The following is a 23,899-nucleotide window of genomic DNA, read 5'->3' on the forward strand; positions in this document are numbered from 1 at the left end:
CGCTGCCGGACAGGGGGCCCGCGCCTGCTGGCGCTTCCGGGCAACGCGCTAGAATTCCAGACAGATCTTGCCGAAATGCCGGTTGCTTTCCTGATACCGGAACGCGTCGGCGATTTCCTCGAGCCCGAAGCTGCGATCGATCACCGGCCGCAGCCCCGACGCATCGATCGCGCGGATCATCTCGATCTGCTGTGCCCGGCTGCCGACCAGCACGCCCTGCAGCCGGATCTGCTTGGCCAGCGCAGGCATCAGGTCGAGTTCGCCGCTGGTGCCGGAGAGAATGCCGATCACCGAGATGTGGCCGGCGACCCGCACCGCCACCATCGACTGCGCCAGCGTGCCCGCGCCGCCCACCTCCACGACATGATCCACCCCGCCGCCGCTCAGCCTGCGCGCCGTCGCTCCCCATTTCGGATCGCTGCGATAGTTGAGGGTCTCGTCGGCGCCGAGTTCGCGCAGCCGTGCGAGCTTCTCGTCGCTCGACGAGGTGGCGATCACCCGCGCGCCGGCCATCTTCGCGAACTGCAGCGCGAAGATCGAAACTCCGCCGGTCCCCTGCACCAGCACGCTCTGTCCGGGCTTGAGACGGTCGTCGCCGAACAGCGAGCGCCACGCCGTCAGGGCCGCGGTCGGCAGGGTGGCGGCCTCCAGCGCCGACCAGCCCTTCGGCGCGTGGGTGAACGAGGTCGCGGGCGCGGTGACCGCCTCGCGCGCATAGCCGTCGACGCCGTCGCCCGGCACCTCGCCGAACGCATAGACCTGCGGCGTACCGTCGAGCCAGGTCGGAAAGAAGGTGCTGACCACGATGTCGCCGACGGCGAAGTCACCGACGCCTTCGCCGATCGCCGTCACCTCCCCGGCGCCGTCGGCCATCGGGATGCGCGGCTCCTTCGGACCCCATGTGCCGCTGACCACCACATAGTCGTGATAGTTCAGCGAACAGGCATGCAGGCGCACGCTGATCTCGCCCGGGCCGGGCGGCGGGGCAGGGCGGTCCTCGACGGTGATGCGGTCATAGCCGCCGCCCGGGCCGACGATGATGGCTCTGGACATGGACGTGTCTCCTCAGTCGTGCGCGGAAGATGGCGCCGTGATCGGTATCCGCGCAACCAGGTAGGGCGGCTTGCGCAGGTCATGCCCGCCATTGAACCCGGGCAGGCGCGACCATTGCCCGAGCACGACATAGACGAAATGCGCGTCTGCAAAGATGCCGTCCGGCCAGACGAACCGAGCATCGCGCGCGACGATGTCGAAGCTGCCGTCGGTGTTGCGGCGCATCACCGCATCCAGATCGCCGGCGGTGGTGTAGATGCGGCCCCATGGATCGTTCGCGAGACCGTCGGCTGTGCCTTTCGGGCCCTCGTCTCGTACCGCTTCGGCCAGGTGCGCGTCGGTGGCATCGAAATCCGCCGCCAGCGCAGTCGGCAGGCTGTACAACTCGCGGCTCGCCAGCGGCGAGTAATACAGCGTCTTCGAATCCGGGCTCAGCGTGATGCTGTCCACGCCGCCGGACGGGTAATCCGGCTTGCGGCCGTCGAGCTTCACGCGCGGCCTTCCGTCCAGCACGGTCATGAAATGCGGATCGGCGACGATCGAGTGATGACCGGCCAGGATCCGGCGCTGCCGTCCGGTGGCGAGATCGACCACCACCAGCGCCGGATCGTGTCCGAACGAGCTGTCGGCGACGAAGGCGGTGCCCTTCGCGCCGTGGGTGAGGTCGACCCGCAGGTCGTTCATGTGGCTGTCCGGTCGCAAGGCGGCGTCGAGCACCACCGAGGCGATGATCTGCCCGGTCCGGGGGTCGATTCCCACCACTTTCGCCCCACCGGGCGGGATCGGGTGGCCCTTCACCTTGCCGTCGTCGATCACCCAGATCCGGCCGAGGCTGTCGGTGGTCATGCCGTGCGGCGACACCAGCCGCTGCGAGGGCGGCGCATCGGTCGCCTGCGCATACGCGACCGAGGGGAACGCGACCGGCTTGCCATCGCGCAGTTCCGCCAGCACCGGGCCGGCATGATCCACCGCGTGCCTGGGGAAGGTCAGGAAGATACGCCCCTCGGTGACCGCGATCCCCGAGGGATCGAGTGACGGCAGCGACGCGACGATGCTGACATCACCGAAACCGCCGAATGCCGGATCGACATTCGTCGTGATCGGCGCCGGACCCGCCGCGTGGGCGCACGGCGGCACCAGAATCCAGCTCATCGCGAGCCATGCGCCCAGAGCGGTCCTGCTGGCGTGCATGTCATGATGTCCTTCGCCGAGAACGCCCATCCTTCGTGCAACGCGAAAGGCGCGCACGGCGTTGCCATACGCGGCCGTCAACGCGAATGCCAGATTCGCCACGCTCCGTGACGATGTTTCCGAGGTATGCGAGATGTTACCTGCCAGGACAGCGATGTTGCTGATTGTGTCGTCTCTGTTGGCCGTGCCCGCAGCCGCGGCACCGTCGCCTCCCGAAATGACCTATCGCGACCTGTGGACCGATGCGTCGGGCAAAAGCCATTTTACCTTGTGCAAGCTGCATGACTTCGATCTCAAGAGCATGTCCAAGCCCGCCGGTCCGCAATGGCAGGACCGTCTCGCCCCAGGCAATGCCACGGTGATCGCAACGGTGCAGCCGGACAAGTGGGACGGCGCCTGGCACGAGGATCCCGAGCCGCAATGGATCATTCCCCTGTCGGGCACCTGGTTCATGCAGGCGATGGACGGAACACGCTTCGAAATGGGGCCGGGAGACATCGCCCTTGGCGAGGATCAACAGACCGTTCCCGCGACCAGCGGTCCGATGGCTGGCAAGAAGGGGCATCTGGCCGGCAATGTCAGCTCCGGCGAGGTGAAGCTGCTGGTCATCCAGCTCGCCGACCTTCCCCCAAGCCACAACCCCTGCAGGTTCAAATGAGCGCCTCTTCCGCCGGCCTCCCCAGAGGCATCGACCATATCGGCATGACCGTGCCGGACCTCGAGGCGGCAGCGCGCTTCCTCACCGAGGCCTTCGGTGCCGTTGCCCTCTATGACAATGTCACCGAAGACGACCCGCAGCAGGGTCCCGACGCGGAAGAGACCCTGGGCCTGCCCCCCGGCACCAGCGTGCAGCACATGCGCATGATGCGGCTGGGCAACGGGCCTTCGATCGAGCTGTTCGAGATGCGCAGCCCGGCGTCGCGCCAGAAGGCGGCGATCGCCAGCGATTACGGTCTGCAGCACTTCGCCGTCTATGTCGACGATGTCGATGCCGCGGTCGCGCGATTCGAAGCCGCCGGTGGACACGTGCTCACCGCGCCCAAGGAACTGCTCGGCATCGAGAAGGGTGCGGGCAATGCGTTCTGCTACGGGCGTACACCCTGGGGCGGCCTGGTCGAGCTGATTTCCTGGCCCGGCGAGGCGCCGTGGGAACGGACCGCGCCTGCCCCCCGCTATCGCCCGCCGCCGCGGGACTGAGACCGAACCGTTTTCCCCGGCCGGAACTGTCCGGCCGGGGAGGGGCGTAGGTCAGGCGATCTCGAACAGCTCGACGATCCCCTTGCAGAACGCGGGCAGGTCCTTGGGATTGCGCGACGAGGCAAGCTTGCCGTCGCGGACGTATTCCTCGTCCACCCAGGTCGCCCCCGCCCGCACCAGATCGGTCTTCAGCGACGGCCACGAGGTCAGCGTGTGTCCGGCGACCCCGTCCGCCTCGAGCAGCGTCCATGCGCCGTGGCAGATGGTGGCGATCGGCTTGCCGCTGGCGACGAAATCACGCACGAACGCCACCGCATCGGCATCGATCCGCAGCTTGTCCGCATTGACCGTCCCGCCCGGCAGCACCAGCCCGTCGAAATCCGCCGCCTTCGCCCGGCCCAGCGCCAGATCGGCCTTGTAGCTTTCCGACGGGTGGATATCACCCTCGGTAGACAGGATCTCGTCCTTCGGCGAGACCAGAACGGCCTCCGCTCCGGCCTGCACGAGCGCATCGCGCGGCTTGGTGAACTCGACTTCCTCGACGCCATCGGTGGCGAGGAGCGCGATCTTCTTGGTCATCTGGCATGTCCCGTATGATGCAACCGCTCGCCAACACCCCGCGCGGCGGAATGTTTCCGCACAACTCAGCGTGAGCGTCCGCCCGGCAGCAGCGGCCGCGACAGGCTCAGCCCCGCCGAGAGGAACGCCGTCGCCGCCGCCAGCGTCAGGCACAGCCGCGGCCCCGCCGCCGCGGCGCGGGCCAGCACCAGTGCCACCAGCATCGCTCCCACCGTCTGGCCGAGCAGCCGGGCCACCGAGATCATCCCGCTCGCGCCTGCAGTGCGCTCGCGCGGGGCGGCCAGCAGCATGGCGCGGTTGTTGGGCGGTTGCAGCAGCCCGAACCCCGCCCCCGCCAGCCCGATCCGCCAGGCGATGTCGAGATTGTCCGGATGCGCCGGCAGCAGCCGCAGCGCGATGAACCCCACCCCCGCCACCGCCATGCCGAGCGCCGACAGCCACGCGGCCGACACCCGGTCCGACAGCCGCCCCACCCAGGGGGCGACCAGCACGATCGCCACCGGCCAGGGCGTGATCAGCAGCCCGGTCTCCACCGGCGTGCGGGCAAACAGGCCCTCCAGCGCGAACGGCATCGAGATGATGAAGAAATTCGACGCGATGAAGCCGATGAACCCGACCGCGAACGCGATCGCGAAGGCCGGAATCCCCAGCAGATCGACCGGCAGCAGCGGCCGCTCCTGACCGAGCTCACGCCGCACCAGCCCGACCATCGCCACCAGCCCCACCCCGAGCAGGCCGGCGGTGAGCGCGTCGACCCGCGCATGCGCGATGCGGTCGCCGCCGACGATCAGCCCGCCAAGGCCCAGCGCCAGCAGCCCCGCTGCCCGCGCATCGAACCGACGGTCGCTGCGCGGGCTGTCGGGCAGCGAGGCCTGTCCGAGCAGCCACGCCAGCAGCCCGAGCGGCACGTTGAGGTAGAACAGGTACGGCCAGGGTGCCACCGACAGCACGCCGGCCGCCACCGTCGGCCCGATCGCCACCCCGAGCGCGATCACCAGCGCATTGCGCGCGATTCCCTGCCCGAGGATGCGCTGCGGGTAGATCAGCCGGATCAGCCCGGCATTGACGCTCAGGATGCAGCTCGCGCCGAGCCCCTGCAGCCCGCGTGCCGCGGCGAGCTGCGGCAGCGTGCGCGAGACCGCGCACAGCACCGAGGCGACCACGAAGACCAGCACGCCCGTCTGTGCCATCCGCCGATAGCCCCAGCGCTCGCCGAGTGCCGCCAGCGGCAGCACCGCCACCACATTGACGAGCTGATAGGCGTTGATCACCCAGATCGCGTTGGAGCTGTCGGTGTGGATGTCGCGCGCGATCGTCGGCAGCGCGACATTGGCCAGCGCATAGTCCAGCGTCGACAGCATCACCGCCAGCGACACCGCCGCCATCGCCCGGCCGCGCGCGGCGCCCTCCAGCCCGTCACCCGCCTGCTGCGCCTGGCTCACCGAAGCATTCCCCTCGCCGTAAAGAAAGGTCGTGAATCAAGCCCTTGTGCTGTATAGCTGAGGGACCGAGGCAAAGCCCGACAGGGAACTGCCGGGGTGTTTTTAACAGCGGCAGGAGTCAGCGCCAGATGCCTTTCGCCAGGCCGCGTCGCGGTGCCACCCGCAAGGCGGGTGCCGCCGCCGGCGTCGATCCGCGCATCGCCGCCGCCGGCGGCGTGGACCCTCGTATCGCCGATCCCGTGCTGCGCCGTCGCTTCGGCGCCGAGGCGCTGCGCGAGGGCGCGCGCCGACGCGCCACCGAGCTGTTCGGTCTCGCCCTCGGCGCGCTCGCGCTCGCCTGGCTCGCCGCGCTGCTCACCTACCACGCCTCCGATCCCTCGCCGGACACCGCCTCGTCCGGTCCGGTCCGCAACCTGCTCGGCCATGCCGGCGCCTGGTTCGCCGACCAGTCGCTGCAATGGCTCGGCCTCGCGGCCGTGATGCCCGCGCTGGCGCTGCTGGCCTGGTGCTGGCGCATCGCCTCGCATCGCGGCCTGGGCAATCCGCTGCTGCGGCTGACCGCGACCGTGCTGCTGGTGCCGGCGGTGGCGGTGGTGTTCGAGGGTTTCGGTGCCGCGCCGGCCGCCTGGCCCACCGCCTCCGGCCCGGGCGGCGAGATCGGCGCCTGGCTGTCGGGCGAGCTGCTCGGCATGGGCCGCAGCCTCGGTGGGACCGGTGGCGCGATCGGCGCCTGGGCGCTGGCCGGCCTGCTCGCCGCCCTGCTGCTGGTGCTGTCCTTCGGCCTGTCCTTCGGCGAGTGGCGCGCGGCCGGGCGCGGGGCGCAGCGCGCCGCGATCGTCTCCGCCGCCTCCAGCCGCCGCCTGGTCTCCTGGCTCCAGCGCCGTCAGGGCACGGTGCCCGCCGTGGCCGATGGGCCGCGCGGCTGGGAGGAAATCGCCCGCGAGGAGCAGTTCCATCATCCCGATCCCGTGGAGCCGGCCCGGCGCGAGCCGATGTCCGCGCCGCCTCGCGAGCGCAGCGTTCGCCGCGGCCGCATCGAGATCCCCGACACCACCCGCGTCACCCCCGGCACGCGCTATGTCATGCCGCCCGGCCTGACCGACCTGCCCGACGATGTCGGCGAGGACTACGCCCGGCGCGCACCCGCCCGCGAGACGCTGCCGGCGCTGGCCGGCCCGGTGGCCGTGGCCGAGCGCCCGCAGGCCCGCGCCCGGACCGCCGACCCCTCGGCCCCGCCGCCGGGCACTGTCGGCGGCGCCGTCCTCGCTCCGCCGCCGGCCGAGGAGTCCGGCATGCTGCGCCGCCTGCTCGGCAATCGTGGCGGCGAGAACGGCCGCGAGCCGCCGCGTCCGACGCCGCCCTCCACGCCGCCCGGGGCCCCGCCGGGCCGCACGCCCCGCAGCCCGGCTGGCGCCCCGAGCCACTGGCAGCTTCCCTCGCTCTCCCTGCTCGCCGCCGCCCCGCGTCCCGGCGATGCCGGCCGCGATCCCGGCCCGTCCGAAGCCGCGCTGCAGGCCAATGCGCGCCTGCTGGAGACCGTGCTCGCCGATTATGGCGTGATGGGCACGATCGGCGACATCCATACCGGCCCGGTCGTCACCCTCTACGAGCTGATTCCCGCGCCCGGCATCCGCAGCGCCCGCGTCATCGGGCTGGCCGACGACATCGCCCGCTCGCTGTGCGTGACCGCGGTGCGCATCGCCACCGTGCCGGGGCGCAACGTGATCGGTATCGAGGTGCCGAATGCGAAGCGCGAGACGGTGCTGTTCTCCGAGCTGCTGTCCGGCGGCGAATGGTATTCCACGCCGTCGCGCCTGTGCCTTGCCCTGGGCAAGGACATCTCCGGCGCACCGATCTACGCCGATCTCGCCCGCATGCCGCATCTGCTGATCGCCGGCACCACCGGCTCGGGCAAGTCGGTCGGTGTGAACGCGATGATCCTGTCGCTGCTGTATCGGCTGTCGCCCGACGAATGCCGGCTGATCCTGATCGACCCCAAGATGCTGGAGCTGTCGATCTATGACGGCATCCCGCATCTGATGGCCCCCGTCGTCACCGAACCGGCCAAGGCCGTCACCGCGCTCAAATGGACCGTGCGCGAGATGGAGCGCCGCTACCGTCTGATGAGCCAGCTCGGCGTGCGCAATATCGGCGGCTTCAACGAGCGCGCGGCATCGGCCCGCGCCACCGGCGAGACCCTCGCGCGTCGCGTGCAGACCGGCTTCGACCCCGAGACCGGCCGCCCGATCTTCGAGGAACAGGCGCTGTCGCTGGAGAACCTGCCCTACATCGTGGTGGTGATCGACGAGATGGCCGACCTGATGATGGTCGCCGGCAAGGAGATCGAACAGGCCGTGCAGCGCCTCGCGCAGATGGCGCGCGCGGCCGGCATCCACGTCATCGCCGCCACCCAGCGCCCCTCGGTCGATGTCATCACCGGCACCATCAAGGCCAACTTCCCCACCCGGATCAGCTTCCAGGTGATCTCCAAGTTCGACTCCCGAACCATCCTCGGCGAACAGGGCGCCGAACAGCTCCTCGGTGCGGGCGACATGCTCTACATGGCCGGCGGCGGGCGCATCACCCGCATCCACGGCCCGTTCGTCGACGACAAGGAGGTCGAGCGCGTGGTCGGCTTCCTGCGCAGCCAGGGCGAGCCCGCCTATCTCGACGACGTCACCGCCTCGCTCGAGGACGAGGGCTCCGGCAGCAGCGGTGGCGGCGGCGGCAATGGCGGCGACGACGTCAACCTGCTCGACCAGGCGATCGCGCTCGTCGCCCGCGAGGGCAAGGCCTCCACCAGCTTCATCCAGCGCCACCTCTCGATCGGCTACAACCGTGCCGCCAAGCTCATCGAGCAGATGGAAAAGGAAGGCGTCGTCGGCCCGGCCAACCATGTCGGCAAGCGCGAGATCCTGGTGCGGAGAGACCGCGATCTCGACTGAGGCACGACGCGCCGCCCGAGGCTCGCCTCCTGCACCTCGCCTCCTGTTCTCGGATCAGCGTTTCGTCGTCATCGACAAGCCGCAGGGGCTGAAGGTGCATTCCGGCCCGGGCGGCGGGGCGAGCGTGGAAGACCTCTTCCCGCTGCTGTCACGCCGCAAGGACGGGCCGTGGCTCGCGCACCGGCTCGATGCCGACACCGCCGGCTGCCTGCTGATCGCGCTGCGCAAGCAGGCCCTGATCGACGCGCAGTCCTGCTTCGCCGAAGGCCGCGCGCGCAAGACCTACTGGGCCATCGTCCACGGCCGCCCCGACGCCGACCGCGGCACCATCGACGCCCCGCTGCGCCGCATCACCGATGCGGCGAACGGCTGGCGCATGACCGTCGATCGCCCGGACCATCCCGACAGCCAGCCCGCCCTCACCGACTGGCGCCTGCTCGGCAGCACCGACACGCTGTCCTGGCTCGAACTGCACCCCCGCACCGGCCGCACCCACCAGATCCGCGCCCATTGCGCCCATCTCGGCTGCCCGCTGCTCGGCGACCCCCGCTATGGCGGCGAGGGCAGGGTGCTGCACCTGCTGTCGCGCGCGCTGCATCTGCCGCTCACCCCGCCGGTGGAGGCCACCGCCACACCCCCGCCCGCGATGGCTGCGACGTTCCATCTCTGCGGCTGGACGCCGTGACTGCCCGCGTCAGCCGACGGCTTCCGTATCCACCGTCTCCTCGCCGATGCGGCGGGCGCGGATCGCCTTGTAGGGGATGTTCTCGCGATCGTTCTGGATCAGGATCGCCTCGATCTCGTCGAACTCGTCGAGTTCCAGCGCATCGGCAATCCCGGGCGGTACATAGACCGACCGGTCGTCATCGGTGGTGATCCCGTAAGCCGCCTTGCCCTCCTCCGAGGAGGTGATGATGACAAATGCTTTCTTGGCCATTGTGATAGGTCCTTGCAGCCAGGTACGTAGATAATCAGAGCCGGCAGTCTACATCCGGACCGTCGCGAAAGACAGGCGCGGCTCATTTCCTCCAGCCGAACTGCGCTACAGGCCGGTCTGCGCGCGGTGCCTGAGCTTGTGATCGGCCAGCACGCAGGCCAGCATCGCCTCGCCCACCGGCACCGCGCGGATGCCCACGCACGGATCGTGCCGCCCCTTGGTCGCCAGCGTGGTCGGCAGCCCGTCGGCGGTGATGCTGCGCATAGGGGTCAGGATCGAGCTGGTCGGCTTGACAGCGAAGCGCAGGGTGACCGGCTGTCCGGTGGAGATGCCGCCCAGGATGCCGCCGGCATGGTTGGAGGCGTATTCCACCTTGTTCAGCCCCGATCCCTGCGGCCCGGGCAGGATCTCGTCGGCGTTCTGCTCGCCGGTAAGTGCGGCGGCGGCGAACCCCGCACCGATCTCCACCGCCTTGACCGCATTGATGCTCATCATCGCCGCCGCGATCTCGGCATCGAGCTTGCCATAGAGCGGTGCCCCCCACCCGGCCGGCAGCCCGGTCGCCTCGACATCGACGATCGCGCCCACCGAACTGCCCGCCTTGCGGATGGTGTCGAGATACCCCTCCCACACCGGCACCATCGCCCGGTCGGGACAGAAGAACGGGTTGTCGTCCACCCCGCTCCAGTCCCAGCGCGCCCGCTCGATACCATGCGGGCCGATCTGCGTCAGCGCGCCACGGATGGTGATTTCCGGCCCCAGCACGATCCGCGCGATCGCGCCTGCCGCCACCCGCGCGGCCGTCTCGCGCGCCGAGGAGCGCCCGCCGCCGCGCGGGTCGCGAAGCCCGTATTTCTGCGTGTAGACCAGATCCGCATGCCCCGGCCGGAACGAGGCCGCCACCTGGTTGTAATCCTTGCTGCGCTGGTCGGTATTCTCGATCAGCAGCGAGATCGGTGTGCCAGTGGTGCGCCCCTCATAGGTGCCCGACAGGATGCGCACCTGGTCCGGCTCGCGACGCTGGGTGGTGAAGCGCGACTGCCCGGGGCGCCGGCGGTCGAGAAACGGCTGGATGTCGGCCTCGCTCAGCGGCAGCCCCGGCGGACAGCCATCAACCAGCGCGCCCAGCGCGGGGCCGTGGCTCTCGCCCCAGGTGGTGACGCGGAACAGGTGGCCGAAGGTATTGTGAGACATGAGAGATGTTCTTTTTTGTAAAAAAGAACCAAAAAACTTTTATCCAATTGGAGTCGAGGACTGTGCGAGCCCACGGAACCCAGACGGACAGAAGTCTTTTTGCTTCTTTTTCTTCAGAAAAAGAAGAATCCTAATCCGACACCGCCGCGATATCCGGCGCCCGGGGATTCTTCATTCCCACGATATGATACCCCGCATCCACGTGATGCACTTCCCCGGTCACCCCCGAGGAGAGATCCGACAGCAGATACAGCCCCGAGCGTCCGACCTCCTCGGGGGTCACGGTCCGCTCCAGCGGCGCGTTGAGCTGGTTCCACTTGAGGATATAGGTGAAGTCCCCGATCCCGGAGGCGGCCAGCGTGCGGATCGGCCCGGCGCTGATCGCGTTGACCCGCACCTGGTCGCGGCCCAGATCGGCGGCGAGATAGCGCACCGAGGCCTCGAGCGCGGCCTTCGCCACCCCCATCACGTTGTAATGCGGCATCACCCGCTCCGCGCCGAGATAGGACAGCGTCAGCAGCGACCCGCCGGGGCGGATGATCGCGGAAGCGCGCTGGCACACGGCGGTGAACGAGAAACACGAGATGTCCATCGCCTGCAGGAAGGCGGCGCGCGGCGTATCGGCATAGCGCCCGCGCAGATACGCCTTGTCGGCCCAGCCGATGGCGTGGACGACGAAATCGATCGTCCCCCATTCCGCCTTGAGCGTGTCGAACACCGCGTCGAGCTGCGCGTCGTCGCCGACATCGCAGGGCAGCACCAGCGTCGAGCCGATCGATTCCGCCAGCGGACGCACCCGCTTCTCCAGCGCCTCGCCCTGGAAGGTGAACGCGATCTCCGCCCCCTGTGCCGCGCAGGCGGCGGCGACGCCCCAGGCGATCGAGCGGTTGTTGGCGACCCCCATGATCAGGCCGCGCTTGCCCTTCATCAGCGTGCCGGTGAGCGGCGCGGTCTCTGCGGCTGGGGTGGTGGTCATTGCGGGTCGGTCCGTGCTTGTCGTTTGGGCAAGCAAGGGTCGTCGCACAGGGTGTCCCGAGCGGCAAGAGGCGGGATTCAGTCGTCCGACGCGCGCGGCAACGCATGGAAGCCGCGCGAGAACCACACCAGCCCGTGTTGCACCGGATCGCCATGGGTGATCGCCCGCACCCGGCAGAACAGCACGTCATGCGTGCCCGAGGCGTGCACCTGCTCGATCGTGCAGTCGAGGCCGACCAGCGCATCGGCCAGCAGCGGCGCGCCATCATCGGCCACCACCCAGTCCCCCTCGGCGAAACGCTCCTCCGAGCCGAGCTTCGAGGAGGCGAAGCGTCCGGCGATCGCGTCATGCCCGTGGGCCAGGATCGACACCCCGATGCGGCCATTGGCGAGGAAGGCCGCGTGCGAGCGGTTGGCGCGGTTGAGACACACCAGCACCGTCGGCGGCGTGTCGCTGACCGAGGCGATCGCCGACACCGTCAGCCCGTGCCGCCCGGCCGCGCCATCGGTCGTCACCAGCGTGACCGGAGCGCCGAGCAGGCTCATCGCCTCGCGGAACGCCTCGCGCGTCACCTCGGCGGCGGCTTGCGTCTCATCTTCGGCGACGAGGGCGAGGGCAGGGCTGGGCATGGTCGTCGGTCACCCCGAAGAGGAGGATTTCAGTCTGAGGTCAGAGTGATGGGGACACAAATGCCATTTTGCAAGCGCTGATCCTGCATATCACGACATACATTCGTGCTTCGATGTGGTCGCCGCCGTCCCGTTGGGGGCTGGCGCGCGGCTGCGCGCGGCGTAGGATACGTCTATGAGCGCGCTCGATTCCGCCTTCGATGTCCGCCCGTCGATCCCAGAGGTCGCCGACCCGATCGCGCTCGCCGCCGAGTGGCTGGCCGCCGCCCGCGACAGCGAGCCCAACGACGCCGAGGCGATGGCGCTGGCCACCGTCGATGCCGATGGCACGCCCTCGGTGCGCATGGTGCTGCTCAAGGGGATCGACCCGCCCGGCACGCCGGGGCGGGGGTTCGTGTTCTACACCAACGAAGGCTCGCGCAAGGGTGCCGCACTGGCCGCACACCCGCGCGCCGCCCTGCTGCTGCACTGGAAGAGCCTGCGCCGGCAGATCCGCATCGAGGGGGCCGTCAGCCGGGTGTCGGAGACGGAGGCCGACGCCTATTTCGCCTCCCGCGCCCGCATCTCGCAGCTTGGCGCGCATGCCTCCGAGCAGTCGCGCCCGCTGGCCGACCGCGGCGTCCTCGCCGACCGCCTGCGCGACGTGGAAGCGCGCTTTCCCGATGCGGTACCGCGCCCGGCGCACTGGCCGGGCTTCCGCGTCACCCCCTCCAGGATCGAGTTCTGGCAGGACATGCCCTACCGGCTGCATGATCGGCTGGTGTTCACCGCCCAACCCGAAGGGGGCTGGCACACCGGCCGGCTGTATCCATGAACCCCATCCGCAAGATCCTGATGCCGCTCGCCGGCGCGCCCACGGCTGAGGCGGCCCTCGGCACCGCGCTGCTGGTCGGCACCCGCTTCGAGGCGCATCTCGAGGTGGTGCATGTGCGCGCCGACAACCGCGAGGTCGCCCCGCTCGCCGGCGAGGGCCTGTCGGGCGCGATGGTCGAGGAGATGATGACCGCCGCCGAGACCGAGGCGCGCTCGCGCTCGGCGGCGGTGCGTGCGCTGTTCGACCGCTTCACCACCCAGCACAAGGTCCCGGTCGTCGCCCCGCGCGGCACGATGGACGAGGCGGTGCCGGCGGGTGCGGCGATCGCCGACGGCACCACCGGGGCGACGGCCAGCTTCGGCGTGGTGGTCGGCCGCGAGCACGAGCTGGTGGCCCAGCTCGCCCGCCTGGCCGACCTCACCGTCGTCTCCCACCCTGCCACCGGCGACGAGGTGTCGTCGTCGGAGGCGCTGCATGCGGTGCTGTTCGACAGCGGCAGCCCGGTGATGATCGCGCCCAAGCGCACGCCCTCCGCCATCGGCCGGCGTGTCGCGCTGGCCTGGAACGGCACGGCGGAATCGGCCGCCTCGGTGCGCAACATGATGCCCTGGCTGGCGGGCGCGGAGGCGGTGTCCGTGCTGCACTCGCCCGACTACCAGCGACGCGGCCCGACCTATGACGGGCTGCTGGCCTATCTCGCGCTGCACGACCTGCGCCCCGAGCCGATCGCGTTTGCGGCCCGCGACCGCGATGTCGGCGCTGGCCTGCTTGCCGCCGCCCGCGACTGGGGCGCCGACCTGATCGGCATGGGAGCCTATTCGCACTCCCGCCTGCGCCAGCTCATCCTCGGCGGCGTCACCCGCCATGTCCTCGAACACGCCGACCTGCCGGTGGTGATGTCGCGCTGAGCGACGTTCCCCTGCTCGATGCGTCGGACCTCGCCGCGTTCTGGGGCAAGGCGCAGCCCCATGAAGGCGCGGATTCGCCGCTGCACCCGTTGTTGGCGCACTCGCTCGATGTCGCCGCCGTTGCGATGGCGCTTCCCGCTGCGGCACGTCTCGGCCTGCCGCTGTCGACGATCGGTTTTTGGGTCGCGTTGCATGACATCGGCAAGCTCTGCGGTGCTTTCCAAGGCAAGGTGCCCGAGCACTGGCCGGGCACCATTCTCGGCCCCTGCGTCACGGTGGCTGCCGCACCCCACGACGCGCTCGGTCTGTATCTGCTGAGCCAGATGATCGACCGGCTCGCGCCGGCGATCGGTCCTACGCCAAAGGGGCGTCGTCTATGGATCGGCCCGCGTATCCCGCAAGCGGTGGCCGGGCATCATGGCCGTCCTGCGGTTGAGCTGCCGGCGATCACGCGCCTGCAGATCGAGCCCGGCGCGCGTGCTGCGGCAGCGCGTTTCGTCGATCTGATGCTGAGCCTGTTCGACCCCGAACCGCTGCCCTACCCGGGCAGCGAGCGGGCGGTCGCAAGGCTCGGCTGGCAGCTCGCGGGCCTGACCATCCTCGCCGACTGGATCGGCTCGCGGCAGGGCTGGTTCCCCTACGTCAAGCCACAGGACGTGGCCGATCCCGCCGCCTATCTCCGCGAACGTGCCATTCCGCAGGCCAGACGTGCGATCGAGGCGGCCAGCCTCGGCATCGCAGCGCCGCGTCGCTTCGAAGGGGTGGGCGCCTTGTTCCCGGCCATCTCCATCCCCACACCCGTGCAGCTCTGGGCGGAGACCGTTGCGTTGCCGCCCGGCCCGGTGCTGGCCGTCATCGAGGACCTGACCGGCAGCGGCAAGACCGAGGCCGCTCTCACCCTGGCGCATCGCCTGCTCGTGGGCGGGCAGGGGAGTGGGCTGTTTGTCGCGCTCCCGACCATGGCGACCGCCAATGCCATGTATGGCCGGCTCGCCGAGGCCTATCGGCGACTGTTTGCAGACAATGCCAATCCCTCGCTGGTACTCGCCCATGGCCGCGCCGGGCTCGATGCGCGCTTTGCCGCCACTATCGCCCCCGACGATGCCGATCATGGTCGCGCTCCGGACGAACCGGCGGATGAGCCGGCCGAAGCGCATTGCGCCGCCTGGCTGGCCGATGATTCGCGCCGTGCCCTGCTCGCCGATATTGGCGTCGGCACCATCGACCAGGCGCTGTTCTCGGTGTTGCCGGTGCGTCACGCCGCCCTCCGCCAGCAGGGTCTGGCGGGCAAGATCCTGATCATCGACGAGGCGCACGCCTTCGACGCCTACATGCACCGCGAGCTGCGGGCGCTGCTCGAGTTCCACGCCGCCCTCGGCGGATCGGCGATCCTGTTGTCGGCGACGCTGCCGCTCGCCACACGTCAGGAACTGGTTGACTCGTTCCGCAAGGGGCTGGGGCAAGCGAAGGCGCCTCTCGGCGCGACGGACTATCCGCTGGCGACGCTGGCGGGCCCTGCGGCGATCGTCGAGACGCGTTGCGATCCGCGCCCCGGCCTGTCGCGTAGCGTCGCCGTCTGCGAAATCTCCGAACCCGACGTCATGATCGAGCGCATCGCCCGCGCCCATGCCGGGGGACAGGCGGTCGCCTGGGTCCGCAACACGGTCGACGACGCCATCGCCGCCCATGCCGCCTGCACCGCGCGCGGTCTGGTCCCGCTGCTGTTTCATGCCCGTTTCGCAATGGCCGACCGGCTGGCGATCGAGGCGGAGGTCCTGCGTCGCTTCGGCAAGGACGGCACGCCGGCCGAACGTCCCGGCGTGCTGATCGCCACCCAGGTCATCGAGCAATCCCTCGATCTGGATTTCGATCTTCTGTGTTCCGACCTCGCTCCGGTCGACCTCCTGATCCAGCGCGCTGGCCGGTTGTGGCGGCATCGGCGAGACCGTCCGCATGACGCGCGCTGCGAGATGCTGCTGCTGTCGCCGCCGCCGGTCGCCGAACCCGACATCGACTGGCTGCGGCGCCTGTTGCCGGGCACTGAAGCCGTCTATCGCGACCCGGCGCTTCTGTGGCGCACGGCCCGCGCGCTGTTCGCGCGTGGTGCGATCACTACGCCGGACGACATGCGGCCCCTGATCGAGACCGCCTACGATCGGGACGGTCCCGCCCAGGTGCCCGAAGCCCTGCGCCTGGCCGCCGAGCGCGCCGAGGGCGAAGCCCGTGCGGCCTCTGGCATCGCCGCCCAGAACGTGCTGCGCTTCGACCACGGCTACGCGCGTGATGCCGGGCTATGGGAACGCGATGACCGCACCCCGACCCGTATCGAGCGCGAAGAGCATGTCACGTTGCGTCTTGCCCGACGCAACGGCGACAGCATCGTGCCTTACGTTGAGGATCCCGATCCGCGTCGCGCCTGGGCGATGTCGGAGATCGGGGTTGCGCGCCGACTGATCGAGGCCTGTCCGGTCCCTGCCGGGCTCGATGCGGCTGCCCGACAGGCGCGTGCCGGCTGGGGCCGCTGGGAGCGGGAGTCCGATCGTTACCTGTTGGCGATCGTGGAGCGGGAGGGGGACGCCTTCGCATTCACCTCGACCCCGCGCGGCGGCAAGCCGCGCATCAGCCGCTACAGCCCAGTCATCGGCCTCGAGCCTGCTGCCCCGTCCGCTTGAACGCCTGCCAGGCGGCTTGCATCGTCGAGCGGATCGTTGGTATATACAACGCATACGCAGGACGATAGACATGCTTGCCCCCCGACAGACAGGTCGCGCCCGATCACCCGCGCCGAAACAGCACCAACTCAACCTGCGGATCGGCGAGGCGCAACTTCGTCTGATCGATGAGGCGGCGGCGGCGCTGCACAAGAACCGCACGGAATTTCTGCTCGAAACCTCCCTGGCGATCGCCGAGGACGTGCTGCTCGATCGGCGGCTGTTCAGCCTTGACGACGACGCCCATGCGCGTTTCATCGCCTGTCTCGATGCGCCTGTTGCCGACAACCCGCGGTTGCGCGCGCTTTTGCACCGCAAGGCTCCGTGGGAGGGCTAGGCATTCGCCTGACCGCTCCGCGCCGGCTCGGACCCGACGATGACGTCTCGGCCTTTCACTCCACGGAACCGTCGCTCGATGCCTGGCTGATGCGTCACGCACGCCGTTCCGAGGGTCGGACCGCACGAACCTATGTCGTCTGCGCGGGATCGCGCGTGGTGGGTTACTATGCGCTCGCCAGCGGGGTGATCCTGCGCGATGCCGCCACTGCTCGGCTGCAACGCAATGCACCCGACCCGATCCCGATCATGCTGCTCGGCCGCCTCGCCGTCGATCGCGACTGGCTGGGTCGCGGCATCGCCCGCGGCATGCTCAAGGACGCCCTGCTCCGTACCCTCGCCGCCTCCGAAATTGCCGGCATCGCCGCTCTGGTCACCCACGCGCTGTCCGATGAAGCGCGGCGCTTCTACGAACATCACGGTTTTGCACCTTCACCGCTTCACCCGCGCACACTGATGGTCACGATGCGCGAGGCACTGACGGCAACTCTGTGATTCATCCGAAGAAATCCGCACGCAGCTAACGAACCGGTATCGGAATGAAGACCAGCTCGTGGTAGTTGTTTGGCAACCTGCAAATGCGGGGTGGTCCTGGGGAGGACAAGGCAGTGCTGAACCTGCTGAGGGACGGCTGGATTCCCACACGTCGCACGAGTGGCGCGCGTGACATCATTCGCCCGTCTCAGGTGATCGATGCTCTTTCAGTCGACCCGGTCAATGCCCTCGACTGGCCACGCGCGGATTTCCGCATTGCCTCGCTCGAATTCCTGATCGGCCTGCTTGCCACTGCCTGCCCGCCGGAAAGCTACGAGGCGTGGCACGACTGGTGGGACGAGCCGCCTTCGGTCGAGACCCTCGACGCCGCCTTCGCCCCGATCGCGCACGCCTTCGATCTCGACGGCGACGGTCCACGATTTCTGCAGGATTTCGAGGATCTGGTCTCCGATTCGGAACCGGTCGAGCGTCTTCTGATCGAAAGTCCGGGTGGCAGCACACAGACCAAGAACACCGACCTCCTGGTGCGTCGCGACCGCTTCAGGGCGTTTGGTCGGCCGGCAGCGGCGATGGCGCTCCATACCTTCCAGTCCTGGGCGCCGGCGGGCGGTGCCGGCAATCGTACCGGGCTGCGTGGCGGTGGTCCGTTGATCACGCTGGTGGTGCCGCCCGCCGCCGTCGAAGGACAGCCTCTCAGGCTATGGCACCTGCTCTGGGCCAACGTGCCGGTCGGCGGCCGCGCGCCAACGGCGGACGAGCTGCCCCGCGTCTTTCCCTGGCTCGCGCCGACCATCGAGTCCGACGGCAATCGCACCGTAATGCCGGAAACAGACGCGCATCCACTGCAATGCTGGTGGGGCATGCCGCGTCGAATCCGGCTCGATTTCAGCGCGGCGACGGAGCCGCGCCCCTGCGACATCACCGGCGCGCCCGACACCGTGCAAGTCACCGGTTGGCGACAGAGACCGCGCGGCGCCAACTACGCCGGCTGGGGGAAGGTCCACCCGCTTACCCCGCACTACACCGCCAAGCCTGGGGCGGAATGGCTCGCTGTGCACCCGCAGCCCGGCGGTATCGGCTACCGGCACTGGCTCGGACTGGTCACGAAGGACGCAGCAGGTCTGCGCCTGCCGGCAGCAAGTGTCGCCGAATGGCACGACCACGCCTATCGCGCGGAAGTGGTCCGGCCGCGGGACGCACGGCTGCTCGCGGCCGGATATGACATGGACAACATGAAGGCCCGTGGCTTCGTCGAGCACGAGATGCCGCTGCCGGGACTCACCACGCCCGAAATCCGTGCCGCACTCGACGGCCTGGCATCGACACTGGTGCTCTCGGCGGATGCTGTAGCTGCCCTGCTGCGCAGCGCGATCCGGCAGGCGCTGTTCTCGGCCGGGGCCACCGTCAAGCTGGACGCCGAACTGCTCTCCGCGGCCCGAGAGCGGCTCTGGGACGCTACCGAGCAGCCGTTTTTCGACGCGCTTTCCGGGCTTGCCGCCGGAACGTCGTCACTTGGATCGCTTTGTGCCGACTGGCACGCCAGGCTGCGCCGCACCGCACTCGAACTGTTCGACGAGACCGCCCCGATCGATCCCGACGTCGCCGCGACCGGCGATGCGCGGCGGATCGCCGCCGCACGGCGACGCTTCTCCTTCACACTGGCGGGCTACGGCAAGGAGGGCGCGGCACTGTTCCTCACGCTGGGACTGGCGCCGCCGGAAACGAAGGCCGCACGCAAGGGGAAATCGACATGATCCGTAAGCCGGGCGCCGCTCTCGTCTGGTGGCAGTCGCTTCAGCCCGACCCCGATCGTGGCCGCGCCGGCGATCGTGCGGCCCTGGCCAGGCTGCGTCGCTGCGCCACCGTCGCCGAGGTGATGGCAGAGGCCGCCGCGATCGACCTGTTCCGGCGCTGCGAGGCAGACAATCTAAACGACCTGCCCACCGTCGCACTGACCGCTGCCGTGCTCGCGCATGTCCGTCGCGACGCACCGAAGATGCCGGTCGCGCGCCGGATCGGGCCGGATTCGCCCGACTCGCCACCCGAGAGTGCATTGCTCAAGCCGCTGCGTTTCCAGCGACTGATGCAGGCACGTGAGCCCGACGAGCGGCTGGTCCTCTTCCGGCGTCTGGTCATGCTCGCCGACCGCGAACTCAACGTCCGCGACCTGTCGGAAGCCACCCTGTTCTGGACCGGGAAGCTGCGCCGGCAATGGACCTATCTGTACTGGTCCGCCAGTCCCTCCGACCCGGCCGCCGATGCCATCGCCCCCACCGCCTGACAACATTCCGCCTAGACGCCTTCGCCCGGGACGCCTCCACAAGGACACGCCATGAGCCGCTTTCTCCAGCTTCACCTGCTGACATTCTTTCCGCCCGCCAATCTCAATCGCGACGATCTCGGTCGCCCGAAGACCGCCATCGTCGGCGGCATGACGCGGCTGCGCCTGTCATCGCAGGCGCTGAAGCGCGCGTGGCGGACCTCGGAGCTGTTCACCACCGCCCTCGACGGCCATATGGGCCTGCGCACGCAGCGTCTCGGCGAGCAGGTGCTGGACCGTCTGGTCGCGGGCGGCATGCCTGCCGACAAGGCGGTCGTCACGGCGCGCGAGATCGCCGGCGGCTTCGGAAAGCCGAAAGACCCGAAGGACAAGAACCCGACCCAGATCGAACAGCTCGCCTTCATCGCGCCCGAGGAACGCGACGCCGCCTTCGCGCTCGCCGACCGTGCGATCGGGGGTGAGAAGATCGACGAGAAGGCCGTCAAGGAGGCTCGCGAGAGCGGCTTGCTGCGCCGCGTCGACACCGCCGCCGACATCGCCCTGTTCGGCCGTATGCTCGCCTCCAGTCCGGAGTACAATCGTGAAGCCGCCGCCCAGGTGGCGCATGCGATCACCACCCATGCCGTGACCGTCGAGGACGACTATTACACTGCCGTCGACGATCTCAAGACCAGTGCCAACGACGCAGGCGCCGGCTTCCTGGGCGAGGCGGCGTTCGGATCGGGGGTGTTCTACCTCTATCTCTGCGTCGACACCGCTTTGCTGCTGCGCAATCTCGGTGGCGACGCAGAGACCGCCCGGATCGCGCTTGCCGCCCTGATCGAGGCCGCCGCGACCACTGCGCCGCGCGGCAAGCAGAACAGCTTCGCCGCCCATGGCCGCGCCGGCTATGTCCTCGCCGAGCGTGGTGATCGCCAGCCGCGCACCTTGGCCGGCGCCTTCGCGCAGGCCGTCGCTCAGGGCGAGGCAGGCGGCGATCCGATGGCGGCGTCGGTCGCCCGCCTGCGCAAGTTTCGCGAGCAGCTCGATGCCGCCTACGGACTCGAGCCCGAGGTATCGATGCAGATGTGCGTGGCGGAGAGCGGTCCGGCCACGCTGCCGCAGATCATTGCCTTCGGCGCCACGGCCTGACGCGATGGCCGAATATCTCACCTTCGCGCTGGTCGCACCGCTCGCTTCCTTCGGCGATCTCGCCGTTGGGGAGCGACGCACCGGCTGGGATCGTCCGGGGCGCTCCGCCGTTCTCGGTCTCGTTGGCGCCTGCCTGGGCGTCGAACGTGAGGACGATGCCGCCCAGCGCGCCCTGGCTGCTCAGTATGGCCTCGCACTGCTGTGTCACGCGCCGGGACGCCTGCTGGCCGACTACCATACCGCGCAGACCGTCTCCGCGGCGCGCAACCGGCGCTTCGCCACCCGCGCCGAGGAACTTGCCGCGCCGGAACTCAACACCGTGCTGTCGCGCCGCGATTACCGATCCGGCGCATGGCATCTGGCGGCGATCTGGCCGCGCATCGATGCCCCGCGCTGGTCCCTCGCGGCGATCGCCGAGGCGATGGTGCGACCGGTCTTCACCCCCTGTCTCGGTCGCAAATCCTGTCCGCTCGGCCTGCCGCTCGCCCCCCGCATCGGCGAAGCCGCAGATCCCGGCGCCGCCCTGCTCGCCCGCCATCGCGACGGGCCGGAGGCGGGACTGCGCGCGTGGCGCGACACCGTCCTGCTGCGTGATGCGCTGGCCGACCGGCCCGCTCCGCCCCTGCTGGCCATGGACGCCGCCGATGCGGCTGGCGATCCGCGCGTCTTGCGCATCGAGCGCCGGCGCGACCAGCCGCGTTCCCGCCGCCGTGCCTGGCAGTTCGACCTGCGCGACGAAGCCGTGCTGCGGGCGGTGCCGCGCGTGCCGGCATCATGAGCGCGCTGTTGCTCTCCCGCATCCGTCTGCGTCGCGATGCACCGGTGGCCGCGCTGGCCGGCCTGCTGCTGCCGGATGCCGCCGATGCGCGGCTGGCCGCTTCGCACAGCATCGTCTGGTCGCTGTTCGCCGACGGCGCCGATCGACGGCGCGACTTCCTCTGGCGCGAGGAAGCGCCGGGCCGCTTCATGACCCTGTCGATGCGACCGCCCACCAACGCTGCCGGGCTGTTCATTGTCGAGTCGAAGCCGTTCGAGCCCGCGCTGGGCGTCGATGACCGGCTGCGATTTTCGCTGCGCGCCAACGCGGTGATCTCGCGTTCGACAGGGCCGGGTCAGCGCGGCCGGCGCCACGACGTGGTCATGGACGCGCTGCGTGCGACGCCATCGGGTCCGCTGCGGGCGCAGGCGAGGTCGGACGCGGTGATCGCCGCCGGGCGCGACTGGCTGGCGCGTCAGGGCGGCGAGGCCGGGTTCGAGCCTCTCGGCGGGGTGGCGGTCGATGGCTACGAGCGCCGGCGCGTGCCACGTGCTTCCGGGCCGCCGGCGGTGTTCGGCGTGCTGGACTTCGATGGTGAACTCCGCGTGACCGATCCCGCACGCTTCCTCGCCCGGCTCGCCGGAGGGTTTGGCCGTGCGCGGGCGTTCGGCTGTGGTCTGATGCTGATCCGGCGGTCGCCGCCCGTGGTACCGTGAGCGGACGCGGGCTGCCCGGCCTGCCGCCGCCGCGCCCGATTCCGCTGCGCGAGCGCGCTTCGATCCTGTTCGTCGAGAAGGGACGCATCGACGTGCTCGACGGTGCGTTCGTCCTTGTCGACGAGCAGGGCGTGCGCATGCACATCCCGATCGGTGGACTGGCGTGCCTGATGCTGGAGCCCGGCACCCGGGTCAGCCATGCGGCTGCCGTACTGGCGTCGCGGGCCGGCACGCTGCTGATCTGGGTGGGGGAGGCGGGGGTCAGGCTCTATGCGGCCGGCCAGCCAGGCGGGGCGCGTGCCGATCGCCTGCTGCTCCAGGCCCGGCTTGCTCTCGACGATGACGCGCGGCTGCGCGTGGTGCGCAAGATGTACGAGCTGCGGTTCGGCGAGGAAGCACCCGGGCGTCGCTCGGTCGATCAGCTGCGGGGCATCGAGGGGGCCCGCGTGCGCGAGACCTACAGGTTGCTGGCCCAGCGCCACGGGGTGAAATGGGAGGGGCGCCGCTACGACCCGGCCGCGTGGGATGTTTCCGACACCGTCAACCGTTGCCTGTCGGCGGCGACGGCGGCGCTGTACGGCATCACCGAGGCTGCCATCCTTGCCGCAGGCTATGCGCCGGCAATCGGGTTCCTGCACAGCGGCAAGCCACAGAGCTTCGTCTACGACATTGCCGACATCCTGAAATTCGAGACTGTGGTGCCGGAGGCATTCCGTGTCTGTGCCGCATTCGAAGCCCGTCGCCCGCTCGATGGGCAGGTGGTGCAGGATCCGGTCGCTGAGGTCAGGCGGCGTTGCCGGGATGCTTTCCGCCGTCTCAATGTCCTCGCGCGGCTGATCCCGTTGATCGAGGAAGTGCTGTCGGCGGGTGGACTGCCGCTGCCCGAGGCGCCGGAGGAGGCGATGCCGGTTGCATTTTCCGACCCTGAGGGATTGGGTGATGCTGGTCATCGTGGTTGAGAATGCGCCGCCGCGGCTGCGGGGCCGACTGGCGGTCTGGCTGCTGGAGGTCCGGGCTGGTGTGTATGTCGGCCAATACGGCCGACGCGTGCGAGAGATGCTGTGGGAGCAAGTCCGCGAGGGCATTGGCGACGGTAATGGCGTGATTGCCTGGGCAGCTCCGACGGATGCGGGTTTCCGTTTCGAGACCTGCGGCGCCAACCGCCGTGTTCCTGTCGAATTCGACGGCTTCCATCTGGTCGCCTTCACCCCGGAGGCGGCTCACCCGACGGCATCATTGCTGACCACCAACGACAGGCGTAAAAAGCGGTAGGTTTTTTGACAAGAGAATCAGTAAGTTTTTACAATCACTTCCATGAAGAGCGTTCCCCGCACCCGCGGGGATGAACCGATGGTTCCACGGGGATACGGGCAGGATTGTTTGCGTTCCCCGCACCCGCGGGGATGAACCGCGGAGGGCCGCACGCAGCACGGCGACCTCATGGCGTTCCCCGCACCCGCGGGGATGAACCGTAATTGTGAACGCTTGGACTTGTCATCCCACAGCGTTCCCCTGTACCGCCCGCAGATTGTGAGACACCGATCTGAAGCCTACGCGGCGACGGCCGCGAGTGGAAGCTGCGCGGCGCGGATTGCGGCCGGTGGCCG

General features: G+C 69.5%; 24 protein-coding genes. 16 read left to right on the forward strand and 8 right to left on the reverse strand.

What is annotated here, in order from left to right; translation table 11 throughout:
* Positions 1-48: 48 nt before the first annotated feature.
* Entirely contained in the window at positions 49-1,053 is a 1,005-nt protein-coding gene (locus FHR90_RS13085) for a zinc-dependent alcohol dehydrogenase family protein (protein ID WP_176624752.1), read from the reverse strand.
* 12 nt (positions 1,054-1,065) lie between these two features.
* Positions 1,066-2,244: an L-dopachrome tautomerase-related protein gene (locus FHR90_RS13090; RefSeq protein ID WP_176624750.1), complete on the reverse strand. Its 1,179-nt coding sequence runs from the start codon at positions 2,242-2,244 to the stop codon at positions 1,066-1,068.
* A gap of 154 nt (positions 2,245-2,398) precedes the next feature.
* Here FHR90_RS13090 and FHR90_RS13095 point away from each other — a divergent pair, with 154 nt between their 5' ends.
* Entirely contained in the window at positions 2,399-2,902 is a 504-nt protein-coding gene (locus FHR90_RS13095; protein WP_246330259.1) for a cupin domain-containing protein, read from the forward strand.
* Complete coding sequence (locus tag FHR90_RS13100; RefSeq protein ID WP_176624748.1) at positions 2,899-3,441, forward strand: VOC family protein; 543 nt, start codon at positions 2,899-2,901, stop codon at positions 3,439-3,441. Before FHR90_RS13095 ends, FHR90_RS13100 begins: the two co-directional genes overlap by 4 nt.
* 51 nt (positions 3,442-3,492) lie before the next feature.
* Here the strand turns inward: FHR90_RS13100 and FHR90_RS13105 are convergent, their stop codons facing one another.
* Positions 3,493-4,020 (reverse strand): type 1 glutamine amidotransferase domain-containing protein, encoded by a 528-nt coding sequence (locus FHR90_RS13105; protein WP_176624746.1) that lies wholly within the window; start codon positions 4,018-4,020, stop codon positions 3,493-3,495.
* Positions 4,021-4,085: 65 nt separating this feature from the next.
* Positions 4,086-5,462, reverse strand: coding sequence for an MFS transporter (locus FHR90_RS13110; RefSeq protein ID WP_338082157.1), 1,377 nt, complete (start codon positions 5,460-5,462; stop codon positions 4,086-4,088).
* Between the two features lie 128 nt (positions 5,463-5,590).
* On the opposite strand from FHR90_RS13110, the gene FHR90_RS13115 reads away from it, so the two are divergent.
* Both FHR90_RS13115 and FHR90_RS13120 read left to right on the forward strand, forming a co-directional pair.
* Positions 5,591-8,407 carry an FtsK/SpoIIIE family DNA translocase gene (locus tag FHR90_RS13115; protein ID WP_183275364.1) on the forward strand — a complete coding sequence of 939 codons (2,817 nt, stop codon included), beginning with the start codon at positions 5,591-5,593 and terminating at the stop codon, positions 8,405-8,407.
* Complete coding sequence (locus tag FHR90_RS13120) at positions 8,358-9,092, forward strand: RluA family pseudouridine synthase (protein ID WP_176625447.1); 735 nt, start codon at positions 8,358-8,360, stop codon at positions 9,090-9,092. The genes FHR90_RS13115 and FHR90_RS13120 overlap by 50 nt, the downstream gene beginning before the upstream one ends.
* A 9-nt stretch (positions 9,093-9,101) precedes the next feature.
* Here the strand turns inward: FHR90_RS13120 and FHR90_RS13125 are convergent, their stop codons facing one another.
* From FHR90_RS13125 to FHR90_RS13140, 4 genes are all read right to left on the reverse strand, one after another.
* Positions 9,102-9,344 (reverse strand): hypothetical protein, encoded by a 243-nt coding sequence (locus FHR90_RS13125; protein ID WP_176625445.1) that lies wholly within the window; start codon positions 9,342-9,344, stop codon positions 9,102-9,104.
* A 105-nt stretch (positions 9,345-9,449) separates the two neighbouring features.
* Positions 9,450-10,538 carry a chorismate synthase gene (aroC, locus tag FHR90_RS13130; protein WP_183275365.1) on the reverse strand — a complete coding sequence of 363 codons (1,089 nt, stop codon included), beginning with the start codon at positions 10,536-10,538 and terminating at the stop codon, positions 9,450-9,452.
* A 130-nt stretch (positions 10,539-10,668) separates the two neighbouring features.
* Positions 10,669-11,514 (reverse strand): enoyl-ACP reductase FabI, encoded by an 846-nt coding sequence (gene fabI / locus FHR90_RS13135; protein WP_176625524.1) that lies wholly within the window; start codon positions 11,512-11,514, stop codon positions 10,669-10,671.
* Between the two features lie 77 nt (positions 11,515-11,591).
* Positions 11,592-12,143, reverse strand: a complete 552-nt coding sequence (locus FHR90_RS13140) for a flavin reductase (RefSeq protein WP_176625522.1) — start codon at positions 12,141-12,143, stop codon at positions 11,592-11,594.
* A 175-nt stretch (positions 12,144-12,318) separates the two neighbouring features.
* Here FHR90_RS13140 and pdxH point away from each other — a divergent pair, with 175 nt between their 5' ends.
* The 12 genes from pdxH (at position 12,319) to cas2e (ending at position 23,564) form a co-directional block, all read left to right on the forward strand.
* Positions 12,319-12,957 carry a pyridoxamine 5'-phosphate oxidase gene (gene pdxH, locus FHR90_RS13145; protein WP_176625520.1) on the forward strand — a complete coding sequence of 213 codons (639 nt, stop codon included), beginning with the start codon at positions 12,319-12,321 and terminating at the stop codon, positions 12,955-12,957.
* Positions 12,954-13,865, forward strand: a complete 912-nt coding sequence (locus FHR90_RS13150) for a universal stress protein (RefSeq protein WP_183275366.1) — start codon at positions 12,954-12,956, stop codon at positions 13,863-13,865. The genes pdxH and FHR90_RS13150 overlap by 4 nt, the downstream gene beginning before the upstream one ends.
* Before the next feature lie 11 nt (positions 13,866-13,876).
* On the forward strand, positions 13,877-16,537 hold the full coding sequence (gene cas3, locus FHR90_RS13155) for a CRISPR-associated helicase Cas3' (protein ID WP_256124072.1): 2,661 nt from the start codon (positions 13,877-13,879) through the stop codon (positions 16,535-16,537).
* 70 nt (positions 16,538-16,607) lie between these two features.
* Entirely contained in the window at positions 16,608-16,913 is a 306-nt protein-coding gene (locus FHR90_RS13160; protein ID WP_176623282.1) for a type II toxin-antitoxin system TacA family antitoxin, read from the forward strand.
* Positions 16,901-17,407, forward strand: a complete 507-nt coding sequence (locus FHR90_RS13165) for a GNAT family N-acetyltransferase (RefSeq protein WP_338082158.1) — start codon at positions 16,901-16,903, stop codon at positions 17,405-17,407. Before FHR90_RS13160 ends, FHR90_RS13165 begins: the two co-directional genes overlap by 13 nt.
* A gap of 113 nt (positions 17,408-17,520) precedes the next feature.
* Positions 17,521-19,161, forward strand: coding sequence for a type I-E CRISPR-associated protein Cse1/CasA (gene casA / locus FHR90_RS13170; RefSeq protein ID WP_266152832.1), 1,641 nt, complete (start codon positions 17,521-17,523; stop codon positions 19,159-19,161).
* Complete coding sequence (gene casB / locus FHR90_RS13175) at positions 19,158-19,688, forward strand: type I-E CRISPR-associated protein Cse2/CasB (protein ID WP_176623276.1); 531 nt, start codon at positions 19,158-19,160, stop codon at positions 19,686-19,688. The genes casA and casB overlap by 4 nt, the downstream gene beginning before the upstream one ends.
* A gap of 51 nt (positions 19,689-19,739) precedes the next feature.
* Positions 19,740-20,819, forward strand: a complete 1,080-nt coding sequence (cas7e, locus tag FHR90_RS13180; RefSeq protein WP_176623274.1) for a type I-E CRISPR-associated protein Cas7/Cse4/CasC — start codon at positions 19,740-19,742, stop codon at positions 20,817-20,819.
* Positions 20,820-20,823: 4 nt separating this feature from the next.
* Positions 20,824-21,597 (forward strand): type I-E CRISPR-associated protein Cas5/CasD, encoded by a 774-nt coding sequence (cas5e, locus tag FHR90_RS13185; RefSeq protein WP_183275367.1) that lies wholly within the window; start codon positions 20,824-20,826, stop codon positions 21,595-21,597.
* Positions 21,594-22,292 (forward strand): type I-E CRISPR-associated protein Cas6/Cse3/CasE, encoded by a 699-nt coding sequence (gene cas6e / locus FHR90_RS13190; protein WP_183275368.1) that lies wholly within the window; start codon positions 21,594-21,596, stop codon positions 22,290-22,292. The genes cas5e and cas6e overlap by 4 nt, the downstream gene beginning before the upstream one ends.
* Positions 22,289-23,251 carry a type I-E CRISPR-associated endonuclease Cas1e gene (gene cas1e, locus FHR90_RS13195; protein ID WP_176626254.1) on the forward strand — a complete coding sequence of 321 codons (963 nt, stop codon included), beginning with the start codon at positions 22,289-22,291 and terminating at the stop codon, positions 23,249-23,251. Before cas6e ends, cas1e begins: the two co-directional genes overlap by 4 nt.
* Positions 23,232-23,564: a type I-E CRISPR-associated endoribonuclease Cas2e gene (gene cas2e, locus FHR90_RS13200; protein ID WP_176626257.1), complete on the forward strand. Its 333-nt coding sequence runs from the start codon at positions 23,232-23,234 to the stop codon at positions 23,562-23,564. Before cas1e ends, cas2e begins: the two co-directional genes overlap by 20 nt.
* Positions 23,565-23,899: the final 335 nt, after the last annotated feature.

Source organism: Endobacter medicaginis, from assembly GCF_014192375.1.
Taxonomy (GTDB): domain Bacteria; phylum Pseudomonadota; class Alphaproteobacteria; order Acetobacterales; family Acetobacteraceae; genus Endobacter; species Endobacter medicaginis.